The following is a 20,548-nucleotide window of genomic DNA, read 5'->3' on the forward strand; positions in this document are numbered from 1 at the left end:
GAAAGAAATCAGTTGATAAATTCCTGAAAGACAAATAGTAATGTAAAAAATACATAAACAATTCGGCTTCTTATGACTTAATGATGGTATTGCACGTCTTAGTATTTTCTTCTATAATGGTGTAAACTTGGTCTGTCTAAACAAATTCTGAACCTACCGTACAACACAATGCCAAACGCAGAGCGCGAACGTATCTATGAACGAGCCGATAACAAAGGCTGGAAAAAATGGGGACCTTATCTCTCTGAACGAGCTTGGGGAACAGTCCGCGAGGATTATAGCCCCTATGGCGATGCCTGGAACTATGTAAACCATGATATGGCTCGCTCACGGGCCTATCGCTGGGGGGAAGAAGGCATTGGTGGCATCTCTGATAATAAAGGCCATATTTGCTTTGCACTGGGCTTCTGGAACCACAAAGACAATATTATCAAAGAACGGCTATTTGGCCTGTCGGGGCCGGAGGGGAATCATGGCGAGGATGTGAAGGAGTTGTATTACTATCTGGATAGTACGCCAACTCATTCCTACATGAAAATGCTGTACAAATATCCACAGCAGGAGTTCCCTTATAACCGACTCGTTATCGAAACATCGCGTCGGGGTCGGCAGGACCCGGAGTTTGAATTGCTCGACACCGGTATCTTTAACAATGATGACTATTTCGATATTTATATCGAGTACGCTAAGGCCGATCAGAACGACTGGCTAGTAAAAATTACGGTTCATAATCGGGGTGACAAACCAGCGCCAATTACCGTTCTTCCTACTATCTGGTTCCGTAATACGTGGTCCTGGGGCTACGAACAATACAATGCCCGACCCATGCTTAACGGTATCGGTAATCGGCAAATTGAAGTCAACCACAAACAGTTAGGCAAATACAAGCTCTACTGTGAAGATGCCGATGCATTGCTTTTCTGCGAAAATGAAACCAACACGGAGCGTCTGTACGGTCGGCCCAACTCAACCAAATACCCGAAGGATGCGATTAATAATTATATCGTTTCAGGCGGTAAAAAGACGTTTATCAATCCAAACCAGATCGGTACGAAAGCCTCGGCTCAATACGTACGTCAGGTAGCGGCTGGTAGTAGTATCAGCATCCGGCTTCGTTTTAGTGAACAGACGCATTTGACGCAGCCATTCGAGGATTTCGATACAATCTGGGAGAAGCGATTAAAAGAAGCCGATGCGTTTTTTGGTGATCTGCAAAAGAACGTAACAGACCCGGAATTGCTGGATATTCAGCGGCAGGCTTACGCCGGGATGCTCTGGAATAAGCAGTTTTATTATTACAACGTCAACGAATGGCTGAAAGGTGATCCTAAAATGCCGGTCCCTTTCCAGGGTAGAGTGTATGCACGTAATGAAGGATGGCGGCATATGTATACAGCCAACATTTTGTCGATGCCCGACAAATGGGAATATCCCTGGTTTGCGGCCTGGGATCTGGCTTTCCATACGTTAACCCTGGCCCGCCTTGACCCACACTTTGCTAAACGGCAACTGGCGGTTATTCTGCGGGAGTATTACATGCATCCAAACGGACAAATTCCCGCCTACGAATGGAATTTTGGCGACGTGAACCCTCCGGTGCATGCCTGGGCAACCTGGAAAGTTTACGAGATCGACCGCGACCTGAACGGTATTGGTGACGTGGCCTTTCTGGAGCGTGTTTTCCATAAACTGCTGTTGAATTTCACCTGGTGGGTCAACCGAAAAGATGTTGCTGGGAACAACATCTTTGGCGGAGGATTCCTTGGCCTGGATAATATTGGGGTCTTCGACCGGTCGCAACCTCTGCCGATGGGCGGACGTATTGAACAGGCCGACGGTACAGGATGGATGGCCATGTATACGCTCAATATGCTCCGAATTGCCTGCGAAATCTCACTCACCCGCCCTTCGTATCAGGACATGGCGAGTAAGTTTTTCGAGCACTTCCTGCACATAGCAGCGGCTATGAATAACCTGGGTAAGGACAATATCAGCCTGTGGGACGAGGTCGACCAGTTCTATTATGACGTACTGCATACGCCAGACCAGAACGCCCGACTACTCAAAATTCGCTCCATGGTTGGCCTTATCCCGCTTTTCGCGGTCGAAATTCTGGACGAAGAGCTATTGTCGAAACTACCTGATTTCAAACGTCGGGTAGAATGGGTGTTAACCAATCGGCCAGACCTGGCTTCGCTCATTTCGCGTTGGCACGAACCCGGCAAAGGCGAAACGCACCTGCTTAGTCTGCTACGTGGCCATCGGATGAAAATGATTATGAAGCGGATGTTCGACGAAACAGAGTTTCTGTCGGACTACGGTATCCGTGCCTTATCGAAATACCACGAGAAGAATCCATACCAGTTTGAGCTTAACAGCGAAATTTTCCAGGTACGCTACGTTCCGGCCGAATCAGAAATGAGCATGTTTGGCGGTAACTCCAACTGGCGGGGCCCAATCTGGTTTCCGGTAAACTTCCTGCTCATCGACTCACTCATCAAGTTTTACCACTATTATGGCGATGATTTCGAAGTCGAATACCCAACCAATTCAGGGCAGGTTATGAGCATAAAAGACGCAACGATGCTCGTAACCGAACGGCTGATCAATATTTTCCGGCGCGGGTCCGATGGTCGTATACCGGCGTATGGATTCGAAGAAAAGCTACAAAAAGATCCCAATTTCCAGGGATTGTATCTGTTCTATGAGTATTTCCACGGCGATAACGGCGCTGGGCTGGGTGCCAATCACCAAACCGGCTGGACTGGCCTCGTGGCCGATCTGATCGAGTATTGGTATAAGTATCAATCTGAAAGCGTATCCATTACAAACGCCGAAAAAAATAAGTAGCAACGAACTGAAGTCCGTACGTAATCTTCCTCGTACGGACTTCAGCTTTTACCAATTTGCCTCCAGTCTGTCCATGTCTCCTATCACGACGGCACGGTTAACCCTCTTGCCTATTGACCTGTATACCTACGAAGCACTTTTTGCCGGTTCCAGCGATCTGGCGGCCCATTTATCGATACAGGTTCCGGAAATTTTGAGCGAATTTGGTATGGATATATTTCGATATACCCATGGCGTACTGGCCGATGATGCCAGCGAAGGCCCCTGGTGGCTTTACTTATTCATACACCGCGCCGAGAAGGTACTTGTTGGAGTTGGGGGTTATAAGGGCAAGCCCGATCAATCGGGTATGGTCGAGATTGGGTATGAGGTTTACCCCGGCTATCGGAATCAGGGACTAGCAACCGAAACGGCACAGGGGCTGATTGATAACGCGTTTAAGCATCCAGACGTAAAGATCGTTCAAGCCCACACACTGGCCGAAATGAACCCTTCGGTGCGTGTTCTCGAGAAATGCGGCATGCGATTTAATGATGCGTTCGACGACCCCAACGAAGGTCCCGTCTGGCAATGGAAAGTAGTACGTCCAAAACAGTAATCTACTCTCAGCGCGCTCTTTCTCAAAACCATTTGCCAGTTCCAATGCGGTTTTGCTAAACTTGCCGTATTTTTGCGGATTCATTGACTATGAGCGCAAGCATCCGCGATATTACGTATCTACTTCGTCAAGGCCATCTGATAGCCCTTGCTGACGAAACTGGCTGGTCGATTGTATGCGACCCAATTAACGATTCTGCCGTTACAGAACTGCTACCATTCACAGCTTCTTTGCCTGCCTACCAGCGGCCAACGGTAATTATTCAAAATACTGATCAACTGATTCTCTACGTAGCGAAAGTACCGGAGATTGCCTATGACCTGGTCGAATTTGCCGAAAATCCGCTTACGGTTGTGTATGAGCAAGGCAAGAATGTATCCCCAATGCTCTATGCATCGGAGGAGGCCGCAGCAAAAACTAGAGAAATAGCCGTTCGGCGATCGTTAAATACAGATATCCAGCGATTAATTGGTGGTTTTGGCCGTGGTTTACTCAGCATACCGTTCGAATCTCTACAGCTTCCACCAGCCGCCGACGGGGTGGTAAAAGAACGGTTTGGTCTCTTACCAGCTATGCCCCGTCGATCTCGAATTATGCAGCTGGGAACCGGCGGTGAGGTACATTTTATCAGAAAATAGGAATGATTATTCCCGTTACGAATAGTCATTTATCAGAACAATGAATTTTAGCGACACTCTTACTAAAAATCCAATCTTTCCGCTCATCGCCCGCGAAGCAGAACAACTAGGCGTACAGGCGTATGTGATTGGCGGCTTTGTACGGGATTTATTATTAAAGCGCCCATCAAAAGATATTGATATCGTCTGTATTGGAAGTGGCATCACCCTGGCAGAAGCCGTAGGCAAAACGTTACGAACGAAAGTATCTGTGTTCCCTAATTTCGGAACGGCTATGCTACGTACCAGTCAGGATAATGGCGACGAATGGGAGGTTGAATTCGTAGGTGCCCGCAAAGAATCGTACCGTAGCGATTCCCGAAAACCGATTGTTGAAGATGGCTCACTGGAAGACGACCAGAATCGCCGGGATTTCACGATCAACGCCATGGGAATCAGCCTAAACACACAAAACGGCTTTGGTGAGCTTATTGATCCATTTGATGGGCTAAAGGACATTAAACGAAAGATTATTCGTACCCCCCTCGACCCGGATATTACGTTTTCGGACGATCCGTTACGTATGATGCGGGCCATCCGCTTTGCGAGTCAGTTAACGTTCGATATTGAACCTGATACGTTCGATGCTATCATTCGCATGAGCGAACGTATCGACATTGTTTCACGCGAGCGCGTAACGGACGAATTGAATAAAATCATTTTATCGCCAACGCCATCGTACGGTTTCAAACTGCTCTATCATGCTGGCTTGCTGGATCGGATTTTTCCGGAACTGGTTGCGCTGAAAGGCGTTGAAACAATTGAGGGGAAAGGTCATAAAGACAATTTCTATCATACATTACAGGTTCTCGACAATATTGCCAATCGAACCGACCAATCGGAAGAGTTGCGTAAAAATGAACTATGGTTACGCTGGTCAGCACTATTACACGATATTGCGAAACCAGCCACCAAGCGTTTCGACCAAAAAGTAGGCTGGACGTTTCACGGTCACGAAGATATGGGGTCTCGCTGGGTACCTGGTATTTTCAGAACAATGAAATTGCCCCTGAATGAGCACATGCGTTTCGTACAGAAACTGGTTCGGCTGCACCTCCGCCCTATTGCCTTAACGAAAGAGCAGATTACTGATTCGGCGCTACGTCGATTACTAGTCGATGCCGGTGACGATCTTGACGGCTTAATGGCCCTGTGCCGGGCAGATATTACGTCGAAGAATTACGAGAAAGTACAGAAACATCTGCGCAATTTCGACCGGGTAGAAAGAAAACTTCATGATCTGGAAGAGCGCGACAAACTACGTAACTTCCAACCGGTTATTACTGGTGAGCTGATCATGGAAACATTTAACTTAATGCCATCTCGGGAAGTTGGGGAGCTAAAAACAGTTATCCGGGAAGCTATTCTCGACGGTATTGTTCCTAATAATCTGGAAGCAGCTTTTCCCTACCTGGTGGCAGAAGGAGCTAAACAAGGATTAACAGCCGTAAAGACACTGTCTGAACTGAGCCTGAATTCCCTATCACCTGAAGATGAAAAATCTATAAACTGAACAATGGAGAATCGAACTAATTTCCGACGTTTTTTTGGCGCATCGCTGACCATTCTGGGCGTAGTTGTCATACTATTTGCGCTTATAGCCTTTCTATCGAACAAGAAACCCGTATTGGGTCTTACCGTATCAAAAGCTGAAGCGGCAGCTCCATTCATTGTTGGTATGATATTCCTGGTCACCGGCGTTAATTTAGTACGCGAATCGTGAATGACCTGGGTTGTGCAATCTGGGAACAGGTTTTTTATACGACCTGCGCCCTATTGCATTCATCATTTTGACAGCTTTGCCGTTAAAAGCCAGGAATACGTATTGAGCGGTTGAGGCAAACCATCAGGCTGAATCTGAAGATACATTAAATGGAGATGTGTTGGGGAACGTGCTTTGTAAGCATTATAGCCAGATCGGCCCATCTCCGCAATTTTCTGCCCGGCCTGAACCCATTGTCCCGGTCTAACATCAACCTGGTTATTATGAGCATAATAAAACAGGCCGTTCAAAATAGGGTCATAAATCCAAATCCAGTTACCACCCCGGTACTCTGAGCCGGGGTGCCAATCCGTTTCGATCGCCAGCACCAGGCCACTACTCATGGCCAATATATCTACAGGCTGTCCAGTCTTGTCATCAATATTATCCTGATTGCGATCGACCACAAAAATATCCTGTGCCGGATGGCTTCCTCGCACGGCATAATCGAACAGGTCAAATCCATTTCCCCGATAGCCTTCGCCATGCGAACCACCGATAGCACTGGTCGTGTATCCCCGAATCGGAAATGAGAAGTATGTCCCTAAACGGCGTAAACTATCCCGTTGAGCGCTATCGCTAGGGATAGTTTCGGAGCTACGAAAGCGATTCTGAAGACCGCGCATAATAGCGCTAAACTCTTGCCGGGCCGAATCGGGTGTAATGGTTTGCTCACGAATTTTGGTGTACAGTATTTGGTATTGGCTGCAATACTCATACAGGGTGGTATCTTCTGATGAATAATCAGCCATTATCTGCGACGATGCTACGTTAACACTTCCAGCCAGCACTGCCACAACTAAACCCACGAATCGCATGAACAATAATAAATCGATCTTCACTAACTCATTTTTAAGTTACAGGCTCAAAAATACATAAAGTAGATCGTATGCACATCGAATCATTTCGTCAGCGGCCCCTGTCTGCTACGTTATGATCATGTTGAAGTGGTAATCGCTTTTCTGGAATGAGTTTAGTTTTTTGCTCAAATCAGAAGCTGGAGCCAGGGAGACTAGGGACAGAAAATTTTATAGAAGGTGTAGCTTACTGTAATGGCCGTATACGTATAACTATCATTAAGTACCGGATTACCCTGAGCGAGTTTATTGGTTGTAACACCAAACGTACGCTCACCTAGACCATCCAAATAGTCATTTGTTGTAAATCGAGTTCCAAACTCTACGCCTACACTCCAGGGACGTTTAATTTCGTATTTGAACCCGACGCCTAATGGAAAATTAAGTTGCCCTCTCGATTTAACCACATGATTCGTGTAGTTAAACAGACCTATCCCGGCAAATACGTATGGCGTCCAGTTTTTTGCTTTCGGTGTAGCTTTATAATTGAGGAAATTATACTCCAGATCGACGGTTAGTTCGCTGGTTGTACTTCGAAACGAGAAGTCGCGCGCCTGTTGCAACGGGTCGTTGCTAAACCGATCCTCAGCCTGAAAGCTACCAATGGCAGCTCCGGCCCGCATCGAAAATGACCGCGTAGCGTTATACCGAAAGAATAAACTGCCCGCTGGTCGATAGAAGCGTGGATTCAGATGCGTCGATACGTCTCCTTTATAGAGCATACCGCCTAATCCTCCACCAACCTCCATTTTTTGGGCGCTCGCGCCGAAGCTGATAAAAAGCCCGACTACAAGCAGTCGGGCCGTATATAATTGCGTTTTACCCACGGTTTATCGAATAGGCGGACACTTAATCTTAGTCGGAATAATATAATGAATCTGGAAGCTTGTCAGTACGTATCCATCATTCAGGAAGCCTAAAATATTGCTTGCAGACCCTCGGGGTACCGCATTTGTTTGAAGAGCGTCGCTAATTTGCTGTTTTAACTCTGGACTCGTTGAAGGGTTATTGTATAAATCGACAAGAACCTGATATCTCTCAACAGGGTTCTTATACCGCGAATCGTAATGCTGCGTCCGACGATCAGCCATTTTTGTAGCTAACCCTTGCAACACTGACGGATCGGCATAAGGCCCACCCACATCGTCCAAGTAATCCGTAAAGGTGTAGCGATAGCCTAGTTCAAAACCAAGGTTAAAGTTTTCGTTCAATCGGTACCGCAAACCAATTCCTACAGGAATAGCTACTGTAACCAGCGAATAGGGCTTATCGTAACCGGGCTGCCCTTGTCCTTCGGTATGCAGCGGTTGCAGTTTAACCCATTTTTGTGCTTCGTAAGGAGCAGCTTCTTCAGCTACCGGTGTACGCGCTTCAGGACTATGAGCTAACAAAGCGACCCCACCAAAAAGATAGGGTGTTAACTTTGCCCGAACATTAGAATTTCGACCATCGGCGACAAAGTTGTAGATTCCCGAGACAGCGAACTCTTTCAAATCATTGCGAAAGTGTAGGTTACGGGCATATTGTACGAGGTTCTTTTCAATATTATTTTTATTGAATGTATAATCGTCTCCTGCTATACGAGCCCAGGTAAACATGGCACGAGCCGCAAAATGGGGGGTAAACTGGCGCGTATAACCCAGTCCTAGATTCCAACGCGGCATGATGTACGTAGCGCGGATAAACTGGCGATAACCCGCCAGATCGCCGTAGTAATGTGATGAACCTACTCCAAAACTCACCGACGAATAAGGAACAAAATTTGTGTTAGGCCTCCGCTGGGCCTTACTGTCTGACGTATTACTGAGCAGAGAAATCCCTGTCAGAATACTAGCTGCCAGATAATGGTATCGCTTCATGTGGTTAGGTTTCGTGAATCAACCTGGTTTCCCGTTAAGTCAACCAATTCCGAAACGGCTATGGAGCCGGTTTTATTGGAAAACCTGGTCGAAAAATATATTATGGATCAGCAAAGAGAGTGCCAGGATATGGCCCTACTACTTCAGGATGGCTGTTTGGACGCGACAGCTCTTGTCAACACTTAGTTTCTGATATCCCAGCCCCAGTTCAGTTTACTACGTAGTGTATTCAAAAAATTATCGTCGTTGAGTTTCACCAGACGAGCTTTAAAGGCCTCTTTCTGAACACTTATCCGCGCCGATACGTCAACGGTGACGGAGCGGGAATCGAGTGCAGCCAGAAAATTTCCGCTTCGACTTTCAACCTCAAATGCCAGCTGGCAGGTATCCATCACAATCATGGGCCGTACGTTAAGATTATGTGGACTGATGGGCGTGATAATAAAATTATTGGTTTGGGGTAACAATACCGGCCCACCACAACTCAACGAATAACCCGTAGAACCCGAAGGTGTAGACACGATGATTCCGTCCGCCCAATATGAGTTCAAAAATTCGCCGTCGAGATACGTATGTACCGTAATCATTGAGGAGGTCTGCGTCCGGGTAATCGTAAAATCGTTCAGACCAAATGGCAGGTTTCCAAATATGTCCGGGTTCGACCGAACCCCTACTAATGCACGCTCATCGATGCTATACTGCTCGTTGAACAAGGCATCAATCATGAGACGGATGGAAGGCGGAGCAACTGTGGCCAGAAAGCCCAGACGACCAATATTTACGCCTACTATCGGAATTTGCTGAGGGCCAACGTGAGTCACAGCGTCCAAAAGCGTTCCGTCACCGCCCAGGCTAAAGATAAAATCGACGTCGGCAATGCCCTCTTCGGTCTTGTACGTAGCGTTGCTGTTATGTGCAACGACTGCATTATCCAGAAATTCGCGGTAAACTTCGGAGAGTACAACTTCGACCTGGCGCTTGGCCAGCTCGTCGAACATAGATTGAATATATGGCCGGGCTTTCTCGGGAAAGTTGCGCCCGTGAATGGCGATTTTCATGAACAAAGGTTTTCACCGACTAGTCGGCGCAGTTCTCAATTTTTAGCAAAAAACTGCTTTATCTCTGAAAACTGAAACGTTGAAACTAGGTATTGAGGTAGCGGAGCAACGAATCGAGACGCTCCTGATCGATACTCTCGACCGGGGCATTAGCAAAGGCTGCTTCGATTTGATAGCCGAAGCGTTCAAATGTAGAAATAACGGGTGTAATATCCCGACGGTTAAGTTTTAGCGTCAATCGTGAACGATCGGGCATTCCGTAGGCTGCACTGGAGAAATAACTACTGATGATTTTAACGTTATTCGATTCAACCAGGCGGCTGATTTCTGTCATCGAGTAATCGCGTTCATTCAGGCTCAAGATCAGAATGGCACCTGCTTCCTGAACGCCTAGTTCCTGAGCAAACTGCTTCAGCAGTTCGTTCGCTGAAATGGTTCCTGAAAATTCACGTCCTTCGTTTAATACCGCCACAACCTCCATACGATGCTGAATGATCAGCGCCATAATTTCATACAGATGCTGGTCGTCATATACGTAGGTCTGTTCAAATAAACGCATTACAGTGCTTACGGATTGGTCTATATCAGCAACATCCATCAGCAGCTCTTCACTAACCACACCCCGGTATTCCCCCTGGTCGGTCAGCACAAGTTGACCGATGCGATGTTCCTGCATCCAATCCAACGCCTGCCCGACAGAATCGCTCGGTTTCAGGGCTGGAAGCATCGGATCTATGAGTTCGGCAGCCAGCATACGAATTGATATTTAAGAGAAACTGTATGGCAGAAAACTACAGAAAATCTACCATAGTTTCCAAAAATTAGCGAAAAACAGTTTTCATTATTTAGTAGACACCTGTTTATCAGTAGAGTACAATTCATTACGATCCGTAAAAGCAGTAAAAATGCTTTTAAAAGAATACAAATAACTCTTGATAAACTCCTAACAGCTGCTTTTACTACAGGCTTTCGACAGATAAAGACTCGTCAACAACGGGATATCGGGTCAGCCAGTCATTGAGCAATTCATTGAAGCGGCCCGGATGTTCCATCATCGGAGCATGGCAACATTTATCAATAAAATGCAACTCAGAATGAGCAATAAGCCGATTAAATTCATACCCTACTTCGGCGGGCGTAATGGTATCATTAAGTCCCCACACCAGTAGCGTTGGTACGTTGATTTTATACAAATCTTTAGCGACGTTGTTGCGTTGCGCCGACTTGGCAATACCCACAATACTCATGCATTTCGGAATACTGCTCGTGATCTCAAACACCTCATCAATCAATTCCTTCGAAGCAACTTTAGGATCGTAGAACGTGTAAGCAACCCGCTCAGCAATATAATCATAACTGCCTCGCTTCGGGAAGGACCCACCCATGCCGTTTTCAAACAGACCCGAACTGCCCGTCAGCACCAATCGCTGAACTTGGTCGGGGTGTTTAAAGGTATATAACAAGGCAAGATGACCACCCAATGAGTTGCCCAGCAATGTCAGATCCGTCAATTGCTTTTGCTGAACGAATTTTTCAATAAAAGCAACAAGACCTTCCAGGCTAGCTTCACGAATCGGCATTTCGTAAATCGGCATCATCGGAATAACCACTCGATATCGACCAGAAAATTCGTTAATAACACCGTCCCAGTTGCTAAGTGCGCCAAACAAGCCATGTAGCAACAACAACACGTCTCCTTGTCCCTCATCTACGTAGCGAAACCCTGCTTCTTCTCGAATCTGATAGCCCATACGATGCTGTAATTAGTGCAGTGCCTCAAACATAATTGAGTTTTCCTGCTGAACTCTACTAAATTTTAAAAAATTAATCCAATTTACTAAAAGTTGTACTCCGAATTCTGTTAAAGCGGCCTCCGGATGGAATTGAACACCCTTTGTAGGCAATGTCTGGTGACGTAGCGCCATAATTTCCTGCTCATCGGTAACAGCCGTTGCAACCAACGAATCGGGCAGGCTCCGCAGCACTAGCGAGTGATACCGCGTTACGTTGAACCGATCGGGCATTCCCTGAAACAATACCTCATCAGTTGCTGCCTGAATGGACGATACTTTACCGTGCATCGGCCGATTCGCTGCTGCTAACGTAGCCCCGAAGTATTCGCCAATAGCCTGATGGCCAAGACAAACACCGAGCATTGGTAGCCGACGATGATAAAAATCGATTACCTCCATCAGCCGACCTGCCTCCGCTGGCCGGCCTGGTCCTGGCGACAACACAACCCCATCGACCGGTAAACTGGTTAATCGACGTATCGACTCATTATTTCGCACCACATAGCAGTTTCCACCCGCCTGGTGTAAATAATCAACCAGTGTGTAGGTAAATGAGTCAAAATTATCGACCACCAACAGATTCATACAAGTATAACACAATCTGGCGCAACAAAATTAACAACTCCTAAAAAAAAGCATCAAACCAGTTTCACTATACATTGATTATCAGAATATTATTTTTTTATTATCCTTAAAAAATCCAATACATATAAAAAAAATACCAGACATTTTATTGGATTTTCGAATGAACAATCGGCCGAACGGCTAATTTTGAGGTTTACTCAGTAAATTAAGTTCTTTCGATATGTCTACAAATTTGCCTGTTCATACGAAAAATCATACTGATATAACCACAACAGAACCATCTGTGATTATTATAGGCGCCGGGATAGCCGGTCTGACCTGTGCTGTCTATCTCAAACAGGCTGGAATCAACGCCCTGATTCTCGAAGCAACGGACGGTATTGGCGGACGGGTCCGTACGGACCTTGTCGACGGATTCCGGCTCGATCGGGGCTTTCAAATTCTGCTCACGGCTTATCCCGAAGCACAACGTCTGCTTAATTATTCGGAACTTGATTTAAAACCGTTTCGATCAGGGGCGCTCATTCGCCATCAAAACGATTGGCTTACCCTTCTGAACCCTTTTCAGGAGCCCCTCTCCACCTTCCGTACCCTGGCCTCTTCGGTGGGAACGATCAGCGATAAAGTCCGAATTGTAGAATTGATACGTCGAACGCAAAGTTTATCGATGAGTGAGCTGTTCCAGCAAACGCCAACTACCACCCTTACTTTCCTTCGGGAAGCTGGCTTTTCTGACCAAATCATTGAACGCTTTTTCAGACCATTTTTTGGCGGTGTTTTCCTGGAAGATGCCCTCTTGACATCCAGTAATTTCTTTGAGTTTTGCTTTCGTCTTTTTTTTACGGGCGAGGCCGCCATTCCAGCAAAGGGCATTGGAGTAATAGCCGATCAGTTAGCCAGCCGACTGGCTACCAATCAAATCCGGCTCAATGCTGCTGTTTCCCGTATTGACGGTTCTTCTGTGTATTTAACCAATGGCGAAACGTTGACGGCTCAAACCATTGTACTGGCAGTAGATGCTGCTCAGGCCGCTGTTCTGCTCGGCCGCCCGAGTATGCCGGCCAGCGCTTTTACGCATACAACCTGTACGTATTTTGCTACGTCCGACGCACTACCACCCATCGAGAAGCAAAAGTTATTGGTGTTAAACACCAATCGAAGTTCAGCCGTACATAACGTAGCAATCCTGAGCGATATTTCTCCGGACTATGCCCCACCAGGACAGACCTTAATTTCGGTAAGTACTCAGGGCTTGGAAAACGTGAACCTGGGAGCTCTGGAACAGAAAGTTCGGCAGGAACTAGGTGAATGGTTTGGTGATTCGGTCAAGAACTGGCGCCACCTGCGAACCTATCACATTCCACAAGCCTTACCTTCCTATACTCCAGACCGGGCGGGGACGGATGCTATTCATGAACTATTAAAACTATCCGATACGCTCTACCAGTGTGGCGATCAAACGGCTTACCCATCTCTGAATGCAGCCATGCAAACTGGCCGTATGGTAGCCGACATGATTCGTAAACAATAAAATCAGGCAGTATTTTCTGCCATTTACTAGTAGCTATTGACATACTCTATGCAAACAGCCGTTGATGTGGCTATCATTGGAGCCGGTTTTGCTGGCCTGGCCGCAGCCGTTCGACTGAAAAAACAAGGAACGAAATCGTTTGTCATTATTGAGCGGGCCAGCGAGGTAGGCGGAACCTGGCGAGAGAACATCTATCCTGGTTGCGCCTGCGATATTCCGTCGCATCTCTACTCGTTTTCTTTTGCGCCAAACCCAGGCTGGTCTCGCACCTACGCGACTCAACCCGAAATACTAGATTACCTCAAGCAGGTAGTCAGCCACTATGAGTTAGCGGCTTCGATTCGTTTCAATACCGAAATTCTCCGAACGGAGTTCTCAACAGCAACGGGTCGTTGGACACTCACCGACCGGGCTGGTCGGTCAACAACAGCACGAGTTGTTATTTTAGCCGTTGGCCCCCTTAATCGCCCGGCTATTCCCAAATTGTCAGGTCTGGATACGTTTGCGGGTAAAACATTTCACTCCGCCCAGTGGGATTCTTCGTACGATCTCACGCAAAAGCGCGTAGCTGTTATTGGCACAGGAGCCAGTGCGATTCAATTTATCCCGCAGATTGCGCCAATTGTCGATCAGCTTACTATTTTCCAGCGAACAGCACCTTACGTCATGTCGCGTGAAGATCGAGCCATTTCAGCAACGGAACTGGCCCTTTTTCGGCATTTGCCGCTGGCGCAGAAAACGTATCGTTCCTGGATTTACTGGCGTAATGAACTGAACGGTCTATCTTTTCTTGGCAATGAGCTATTCAACCGAATTGGAAGAGAACGGGCAAAAAAACACCTCGAACAAGCCATTAAAGACCCTATTCTACGCCAGAAGGCAACACCCGATTACAAACTTGGCTGCAAAAGAGTACTTATTTCGGACGACTATTATTCTGCCCTGACCCGCTCAAACGTAGCGCTGGAAACTAATGGTATAGCCGAAATAAAACCGCACAGTATTGTCGACAAAGCTGGTATCGAGCGGCCGGTCGATGCTATTATTTTTGGAACAGGCTTTATGGTTTCCGGCATGATTGGGCGCATGCAGATTATTGGCCGGTACGGTCAAAATCTCTTCGACCAATGGATCAATCAGGGTGCCGAAGCCTATCATGGAACCACGATTTCAGGCTTCCCAAATCTGTTATTTTTGACAGGGCCAAACACAGGCATTGGCCATAATTCAATTATTCACATGATTGAATCACAGGTTAACTACGCAATCGACTACCTTCAGCAGCTCGATAAAACAGGGAAAAACACGTTTCTGGATGTCAGGCCGGAGGCTCAGAAGCACTACAATGCGATCATCCAGCAGAAAACAGCTAAAACGGTATGGGCTTCGGGGTGTAGAAGCTGGTACCTTGATTCTAAAAACCAAAACCGTTCTATCTGGCCGGGTCTTACGCTCGACTATCGGAAGGCAACCCGCCGGGTTAACGTAACCGATTACGACATTGTACCATGTCGGCAACCTTCGCCCTCTATGGCGTGTTAACTGTGGAAAGTTTTAGGAAAACTCACGGCTTACTACGTATTTCGCTGAACCCTTACAAGCCATGAGTTTTCCCCAGTATTCATGCGGAAACGAGTCTTACTACGTTATGTTCTATCGCTACTAATTGCTCTTCCGATTGGCTTTTTGTTGTTATATCCCCAAGTAGTGCGTTGCATACGTATCGACCAATCGGACTCGTTCCGGTTGTTGGGCCATCGGTCAAGCGGAATCTACATTAGCCGTTTGGCCCGACCTAACCAGGAACGGCAACTACAGCAACACATACAGGCGGCCTACCATCGGATCAAAAAATTCTGGGGTAAAAAACAAGGAACAGCCATTTTAATCTACTGCCCTACCCAGGATGAATACCAGCAGTATTGCGTGGGTGGCGAAGGCGCAGGCTGTAGCGTTGGAACGCCCTGGGGCGACTCCTATCTGGTTCTTGGCCCGGACGGAAACAACACCGACGTAATCGCGCATGAACTCTGTCACGATGAGTTATTCGCCCGGCTGGGCTGGTGGCAGGTGAAGCGTCAGATTCCTCAATGGTTTAACGAAGGGCTTGCCCTTATGGTTGATTACCGGTTTAGCAGCCCTTCGACCTGGGAGCACCCAGATACGACACAAACCGACAACAACCTGTTTCCCGAAGAGATGCCCTTATCGTTTCCGGCCAGACCCATGATCAAACTAACGGATCTGGAAACCACCCGCGATTTTTTTTCGGGCGACTATGCGCATGTCATGCTGGCGTATCAGACGGCCGCCCAGGAAGTAACCCGCTGGCTCAGCGTAGTTGGCCAACCAGGGGTTCCTGCCCTGGCAACAGTAATTGCCAATGGCGAACCGTTTGCTCATGCCTATCAACGGCTGGAACGTAGCAGCCGAAAAAAAACCCAGCAAATTCATTAGACGTATCGGTATGTAATGGGGTTGTCCCAGTCAGCATCTTGCTGTCTGGATTACACTAGCAACTAACAAGGCCGTTCACTTATATAGACAGCAAGATGCTGTCTGAGACAATATTTCTACTCAGTACACCTAACGTTTGACGATACGTCTGGAAGCCGTACGATTGCCAACCTGAATGTGTAACACATACGTACCAGCCGGATAATTTTCTACCGATAAAGTAGACAACACCTGACGAGTTTCCTGGCGTAGGGCCGTTCGACCCGACAAATCAATAAGTTGCAGGATAGCGGGCTGCGTCGACTTCAATCCATTGATCTGCACGGTTAATGTTGTGGTAGCCGGAATCGGATACACATCAACGGCCCGGTCCAATGACTCATCTTCTATGGACAGAAGCGGTATGACGCTCACCAATGCCGAACCACTCACTTTTGTACCCACACCGCAATCGTTGCTAACACTGGTTAAATAATACGTAGTGGTTCTGCTCGGCCGGGCTTCCAGCAGAAAAGGAGTTGTATTTGCCGTTGCAGTTCGGGTTATTGCCGTTGTCGCCGAGCTATCCCGATACGAAAACCGCCAGGGGCCCTCCCCTGTAAAAGCAACGGTCAGGCTGGCTGGCTGGCCTTCATATAAGTTCTGACTCCCGCTCAACGTAGCCGTTGCTAAGGAACGAACGGTTAGTACGGTCGGGCTGATAAATCCATTGACAGGGATTTTTGGGTTCGTTGCCACTATACGTACCCAGTAACGACCTCCGGCTGTAGTTGCCGAAATCGCTCCCGTTATCTGACCATTTTCGGCCTGGCCACTTACCACATCGCTAAACACGGCTTTCGACGTATCAGACTCCACCTTTGCCATTTGCAGTTTAAAAACGCTACCCGGATTAAACGAACCCGCCGTAATGAATCGAGCCGATAAGCTTGTACCGGCACAAATGGTGGCGCTGGTTAAACCAAGCGTCTGAATAACAGGCACAGTTACCGTTACGGTTACCGAAGCCCCATTGCCTGGCAAGCCAACTCCACATTTGTTGGCCACTTCTGCCACCTGGTAAACAGTAGTACGTTCTGGTAAAACCAGAATGGTGGTATCCTGGATACTGGTACCGCTTAACCCATTCGATAATTTGAACCGGTACGGCCCAACGCCCGTAAAACTGAGCTTAAGTGGCACTTCCTGGCCCAGATTTACTACTGTTGTTCCCGAAATAGACATCGTTGGTGGTGTTTGCACAAACACCCGAATAGCTAATCTAGGACTTTCGCACCCATTGGAGCCTGTCTGCGTTACGTAGTAAATATCGCCTTCTGGCTTGATTGTCCCATTCAATGTCGGCGGTGCAGGAGCCGTTGTCGTTACGTTGCCGTATGGGTCGATCCAACGCAGATTCTGACCACTGGCTTCGAGTGCAACTGGCGTAGCTCCCTGACAAATTTCAACAATTGGCGTATTGACAGTTGGAGTAGGCGTTGTTGCAATCGTAACCGATAGCGATGCTTTATTGCTTTCACAGCCATCAACCCGCTGCGATACCAGATAGGTAAAGGAGCCTCCTTTATCGGTGACTGGGGTTGGAGCCGACGTCAATGGCGTGCCCTCGGCATTATACCAGGTCAGGTTCTGACCAGTGGCCGTTACGGGTCTGGCTTCCGCAAACTGGCAGACAGTTGTCGACGTTACGGTCGGAAGCGTCGGTACTGGTTTTACCGTTACGACCAACGAAGCTCGTGGACTCGGACATCCGTCGACCACCTGACTTACATAATACGTCTCCTGCCCTACTGTGGTTGTACTGATCGTTGGCGTTACCGTCGTACTCGTTCCGCCCGTACTTGTTGTGTACCACCGTAGATTCTGCCCTGTGGCCGACAATGACTGACTCGGCGTATTCTGACAAACGGCCAGCGCTGCCGTTCCGGGAGCCGCCGGAGTTGGCTTAATAATAACTTTGATCTCTGAGCGCTGACTTTCGCAATTATTTACGGTTTGCGTAACAGAATAACTAACTGTACCCGTAGACTCGGTAGAAGGAATTGGAGCTGCGCTAAGAACCCCACCAGCACTATCGTACCACGTCAATGCCGTTCCAGTAGCAGTTAATGTTGTCGAGGTAGCCCGCTGACACAACGTAAGCGTATTAGCAATAGCCGGACGGGCGGGCTGCGCCGATACGTTTACCGTAACACTACTTCGCGAACTCTCGCAGCCGCCAACCGTTTGGCTAACGTAATACGTAAAACTGCCAACCGAATCAGTCCGGGGGATGTAACTACTTCCCAGCGACGTTCCACCCGTTGCCGTTCGATACCACTTAAGGTTTTGGCCACTCGCTACCAAAGCCGATGCCTGTACGTTCTGACAATAGGCTGGGCTTAGTGTCGCGGTGGTTGGTGCTGTCGGCGCTGGATTAACCACCACAGCAATAGCGGCTCGTGCGCTCTCACACCCATCTACCGTCTGACTAACGTAGTAATTGCTTTGTCCCGTCGCCGTCGTGCTAATGGCCGGAGTCACTGTCGAGCTGGTGCCACCCGTGCTCGCGGAATACCATTTTAAATTTTGTCCCGTCGCCGTTAGTGATTCAACCGGAGCATTCTGGCAATATGCATACGTTGCTTTAGGTACCGTTGGTACCGCTGGTGCTTCTTTAATAGTTACCACTAACGGTACACGCTGGCTCTCGCAACTACTCCCGACTGTTTGCGCTACGTAGTACGTTTGAACACCGGCGGCCGCTGTATTTGGTTGAAGCGCTGTCGATGAGCCCGTGACGGCAGAAACAGACGTATACCAGGTAAGACTTCCTCCGCTCACCGTCGTTGCCGACAGAGAGACGGGGGGCGTATTCTGACAAAAACTCACCGCTGCCGTTGTCGGCGCCGGTGAAATGGATCGGACTGTCAGCGATGTAGACGCCGGTAGGCCCGTTACCGCCGGACTACTTGCCGACACCCGTACTTGGTAGCCGCTTCCGGCAGAGGTGCTGGTCGGAATCGTTGCCTGAACCCGCCAAATGGCCGTGATCCGGTTGGTTTCTATGACTCGGGCAACACCGCTGGGCACTGCTTTATAGCTGCTCCCGTCGGAGAGTTCGACAGTAAACAGGTTTCCGCTATTGTATTGACTATCTGTTGTAAAGGTTACGTCTATGCTCGTACCGGGGCATGCCGATATTACGCTCAGTGGATTGGTTATAATGCTTTGTCCACGTACCATTGGAGCAATGAGTGATATCAGTAAAAAAGAGGATAGCCAACACAAACGTTGAAACATACAGCAAGGGTTTATGGTATCTGAGAATGATCCGAGAAGCAAATATAAACTCTGCCAAAAAGCCCGTCTTCAAGACGAAACGCCCTTTTTTAGCATTGTAAAGCTATCTACTTACTAGTCAGCGCTCTAGCTCTATACCTTTTTTTAGGGTATTTTGTTAACGACTGACACGCACAACCTGGCCTTTTATCGTCTCCGTTTCCATCAGTTCCTGCGGCAAATGCGCTAAAATTTCGTGTTTGAGTGCGTTTATGAGCTTCCGCTTCAAAAAACTCCGGTGCATAACTAAACTGACCTCGCGTACTGGAACGGGTTCATTGAATGGTCTAATACGAGTGCTACGTGCCTCGTCCATGTCGAGCGTAGCCAGATAAGGCAACAAGGTAAAACCTTCCTGTTTTTCAATCAGCTTGATCAGTGTTTCGAGCGAACCCGTTTCGTAGCGCAGGATGGTGTTACTGTTGTTTTTTCGGTCAGCGCCACAAATATCAATGACCTGATTCCGGAAGCAATGGCCTTCCGTCAATAACCAAAGACCTTCTGAATGTAGATCACCAGGCGATACCTGGCTAACGCTAGAAAGTGGATGCGACTCTGACGTGTACACCACAAAAGGCTCCTGAAACAACGGGATTTCGGTAATTCCGTTTTCCAGCAACGGAGTTACAACCAATCCAACATCAATCAATCCATTTCGGAGTCGTTCGATGATCTGCTCAGTTACCATTTCCTGTATCTGGACTGAAATAGCCGGATATTTACCGATAAACTCGCCAATAAAATACGGCAGTAAATAGGGAGCCAACGTTGGAATGATCCCGATTTTAAGATCGCCCTGAAAATCGTTTTTCGATTCGTTAACGATTTCAGGTATACGACGAGCCGCCCGGAGCACTTCGCGGGCCTGAGCCAGCACCGCCTGCCCGGCTTCCGTCGGAATTACGGGTTGCTTGGATCGGTCAAAAATCAGAATACCGAGTTCATCTTCCAGTTTCTGAATCTGCATACTCAGGGTCGGTTGCGTAACGTGACAATGGTCGGCGGCTGTTGCAAAATGGCGGTGCGTATCGACCGCAACAATGTAGTCAAGCTGAGAAAGCGTCATTGATAGGTAAGGTAGATAGACAACGTAGTGAGCGTATCGAAACCGAATTAGTCCGATTTACTTCACCTGTTGCGGGCATCATTAAAATTTATGCAAATCTAATTCCTATCAAGTCAAACAATACGTATCATTTA

The 20,548-nt window shown here is 47.8% G+C and carries 17 protein-coding genes; 8 read left to right on the forward strand and 9 right to left on the reverse strand.

Translation table 11 applies throughout. The features are described 5' to 3' along the window. The first annotated feature begins 168 nt into the window (after positions 1-168). The 5 genes from GK108_RS11770 (at position 169) to GK108_RS11790 (ending at position 5,848) form a co-directional block, all read left to right on the forward strand. A complete protein-coding gene (locus tag GK108_RS11770; protein ID WP_163947814.1) occupies positions 169-2,850 on the forward strand; it encodes an MGH1-like glycoside hydrolase domain-containing protein in 2,682 nt (893 codons plus the stop codon). Between the two features lie 73 nt (positions 2,851-2,923). Further along, the gene (locus GK108_RS11775; RefSeq protein ID WP_163947817.1) at positions 2,924-3,448 is read left to right on the forward strand and encodes a GNAT family N-acetyltransferase; all 525 of its coding nucleotides are present in this window, start codon (positions 2,924-2,926) and stop codon (positions 3,446-3,448) included. 89 nt (positions 3,449-3,537) lie between these two features. Beyond that, on the forward strand, positions 3,538-4,086 hold the full coding sequence (locus tag GK108_RS11780) for an L-threonylcarbamoyladenylate synthase (protein WP_163947820.1): 549 nt from the start codon (positions 3,538-3,540) through the stop codon (positions 4,084-4,086). 40 nt (positions 4,087-4,126) lie between these two features. Next, the gene (locus GK108_RS11785; protein WP_163947823.1) at positions 4,127-5,638 is read left to right on the forward strand and encodes a CCA tRNA nucleotidyltransferase; all 1,512 of its coding nucleotides are present in this window, start codon (positions 4,127-4,129) and stop codon (positions 5,636-5,638) included. Between the two features lie 3 nt (positions 5,639-5,641). Continuing rightward, positions 5,642-5,848 carry a hypothetical protein gene (locus tag GK108_RS11790; RefSeq protein WP_163947826.1) on the forward strand — a complete coding sequence of 69 codons (207 nt, stop codon included), beginning with the start codon at positions 5,642-5,644 and terminating at the stop codon, positions 5,846-5,848. Positions 5,849-5,910: 62 nt separating this feature from the next. Here the strand turns inward: GK108_RS11790 and GK108_RS11795 are convergent, their stop codons facing one another. The 7 genes from GK108_RS11795 to GK108_RS11825 form a co-directional block, all read right to left on the reverse strand. Then, positions 5,911-6,705 carry a M23 family metallopeptidase gene (locus GK108_RS11795; RefSeq protein ID WP_212592782.1) on the reverse strand — a complete coding sequence of 265 codons (795 nt, stop codon included), beginning with the start codon at positions 6,703-6,705 and terminating at the stop codon, positions 5,911-5,913. A 194-nt stretch (positions 6,706-6,899) separates the two neighbouring features. Beyond that, the gene (porG, locus tag GK108_RS11800; protein ID WP_163947832.1) at positions 6,900-7,571 is read right to left on the reverse strand and encodes a type IX secretion system protein PorG; all 672 of its coding nucleotides are present in this window, start codon (positions 7,569-7,571) and stop codon (positions 6,900-6,902) included. A gap of 3 nt (positions 7,572-7,574) precedes the next feature. Then, the gene (locus GK108_RS11805) at positions 7,575-8,603 is read right to left on the reverse strand and encodes a DUF6089 family protein (RefSeq protein ID WP_163947835.1); all 1,029 of its coding nucleotides are present in this window, start codon (positions 8,601-8,603) and stop codon (positions 7,575-7,577) included. A 182-nt stretch (positions 8,604-8,785) separates the two neighbouring features. Continuing rightward, complete coding sequence (locus tag GK108_RS11810) at positions 8,786-9,661, reverse strand: NAD kinase (RefSeq protein ID WP_163947838.1); 876 nt, start codon at positions 9,659-9,661, stop codon at positions 8,786-8,788. Positions 9,662-9,746: 85 nt separating this feature from the next. Further along, on the reverse strand, positions 9,747-10,415 hold the full coding sequence (locus GK108_RS11815; protein ID WP_163947841.1) for a CBS domain-containing protein: 669 nt from the start codon (positions 10,413-10,415) through the stop codon (positions 9,747-9,749). 205 nt (positions 10,416-10,620) lie between these two features. Continuing rightward, the gene (locus tag GK108_RS11820; protein ID WP_163947844.1) at positions 10,621-11,412 is read right to left on the reverse strand and encodes an alpha/beta fold hydrolase; all 792 of its coding nucleotides are present in this window, start codon (positions 11,410-11,412) and stop codon (positions 10,621-10,623) included. Between the two features lie 12 nt (positions 11,413-11,424). Beyond that, entirely contained in the window at positions 11,425-12,039 is a 615-nt protein-coding gene (locus GK108_RS11825) for an anthranilate synthase component II (protein ID WP_163947847.1), read from the reverse strand. Between the two features lie 220 nt (positions 12,040-12,259). Between GK108_RS11825 and GK108_RS11830 the strand changes: the two genes are divergently transcribed. The 3 genes from GK108_RS11830 to GK108_RS11840 all read left to right on the forward strand — a co-directional run bounded on the left by GK108_RS11830 (position 12,260) and on the right by GK108_RS11840 (position 16,027). Beyond that, positions 12,260-13,570 carry an NAD(P)/FAD-dependent oxidoreductase gene (locus GK108_RS11830; RefSeq protein ID WP_163947849.1) on the forward strand — a complete coding sequence of 437 codons (1,311 nt, stop codon included), beginning with the start codon at positions 12,260-12,262 and terminating at the stop codon, positions 13,568-13,570. A 48-nt stretch (positions 13,571-13,618) separates the two neighbouring features. Continuing rightward, entirely contained in the window at positions 13,619-15,112 is a 1,494-nt protein-coding gene (locus tag GK108_RS11835) for a flavin-containing monooxygenase (protein WP_163947852.1), read from the forward strand. An 81-nt stretch (positions 15,113-15,193) separates the two neighbouring features. Next, positions 15,194-16,027 (forward strand): hypothetical protein, encoded by an 834-nt coding sequence (locus tag GK108_RS11840; protein WP_163947856.1) that lies wholly within the window; start codon positions 15,194-15,196, stop codon positions 16,025-16,027. 129 nt (positions 16,028-16,156) lie between these two features. Here the strand turns inward: GK108_RS11840 and GK108_RS11845 are convergent, their stop codons facing one another. Together GK108_RS11845 and GK108_RS11850 are read right to left on the reverse strand one after the other, a co-directional pair. Continuing rightward, entirely contained in the window at positions 16,157-19,252 is a 3,096-nt protein-coding gene (locus tag GK108_RS11845) for a T9SS type A sorting domain-containing protein (protein ID WP_163947859.1), read from the reverse strand. 214 nt (positions 19,253-19,466) lie between these two features. Then, positions 19,467-20,414, reverse strand: coding sequence for a hydrogen peroxide-inducible genes activator (locus GK108_RS11850; RefSeq protein ID WP_163947862.1), 948 nt, complete (start codon positions 20,412-20,414; stop codon positions 19,467-19,469). Positions 20,415-20,548 lie beyond the last annotated feature (134 nt).

The organism is Spirosoma terrae (assembly GCF_010435915.1).
Lineage (GTDB): Bacteria > Bacteroidota > Bacteroidia > Cytophagales > Spirosomataceae > Spirosoma > Spirosoma terrae.

Bases quoted from the DNA above. Each gene is read 5' to 3' on its own strand.
- GK108_RS11770 (WP_163947814.1), top strand. From the start codon at position 169: ATGCCAAACGCAGAGCGCGAACGTATCTATGAACGAGCCGATAACAAA.
- GK108_RS11775 (WP_163947817.1), top strand. From the start codon at position 2,924: ATGTCTCCTATCACGACGGCACGGTTAACCCTCTTGCCTATTGACCTG.
- GK108_RS11780 (WP_163947820.1), top strand. From the start codon at position 3,538: ATGAGCGCAAGCATCCGCGATATTACGTATCTACTTCGTCAAGGCCAT.
- GK108_RS11785 (WP_163947823.1), top strand. From the start codon at position 4,127: ATGAATTTTAGCGACACTCTTACTAAAAATCCAATCTTTCCGCTCATC.
- GK108_RS11790 (WP_163947826.1), top strand. From the start codon at position 5,642: ATGGAGAATCGAACTAATTTCCGACGTTTTTTTGGCGCATCGCTGACC.
- GK108_RS11795 (WP_212592782.1), bottom strand. From the start codon at position 6,705: ATGCGATTCGTGGGTTTAGTTGTGGCAGTGCTGGCTGGAAGTGTTAAC.
- GK108_RS11805 (WP_163947835.1), bottom strand. From the start codon at position 8,603: ATGAAGCGATACCATTATCTGGCAGCTAGTATTCTGACAGGGATTTCT.
- GK108_RS11810 (WP_163947838.1), bottom strand. From the start codon at position 9,661: ATGAAAATCGCCATTCACGGGCGCAACTTTCCCGAGAAAGCCCGGCCA.
- GK108_RS11815 (WP_163947841.1), bottom strand. From the start codon at position 10,415: ATGCTGGCTGCCGAACTCATAGATCCGATGCTTCCAGCCCTGAAACCG.
- GK108_RS11820 (WP_163947844.1), bottom strand. From the start codon at position 11,412: ATGGGCTATCAGATTCGAGAAGAAGCAGGGTTTCGCTACGTAGATGAG.
- GK108_RS11825 (WP_163947847.1), bottom strand. From the start codon at position 12,039: ATGAATCTGTTGGTGGTCGATAATTTTGACTCATTTACCTACACACTG.
- GK108_RS11830 (WP_163947849.1), top strand. From the start codon at position 12,260: ATGTCTACAAATTTGCCTGTTCATACGAAAAATCATACTGATATAACC.
- GK108_RS11835 (WP_163947852.1), top strand. From the start codon at position 13,619: ATGCAAACAGCCGTTGATGTGGCTATCATTGGAGCCGGTTTTGCTGGC.
- GK108_RS11840 (WP_163947856.1), top strand. From the start codon at position 15,194: ATGCGGAAACGAGTCTTACTACGTTATGTTCTATCGCTACTAATTGCT.
- GK108_RS11845 (WP_163947859.1), bottom strand. From the start codon at position 19,252: ATGGTACGTGGACAAAGCATTATAACCAATCCACTGAGCGTAATATCG.
- GK108_RS11850 (WP_163947862.1), bottom strand. From the start codon at position 20,414: ATGACGCTTTCTCAGCTTGACTACATTGTTGCGGTCGATACGCACCGC.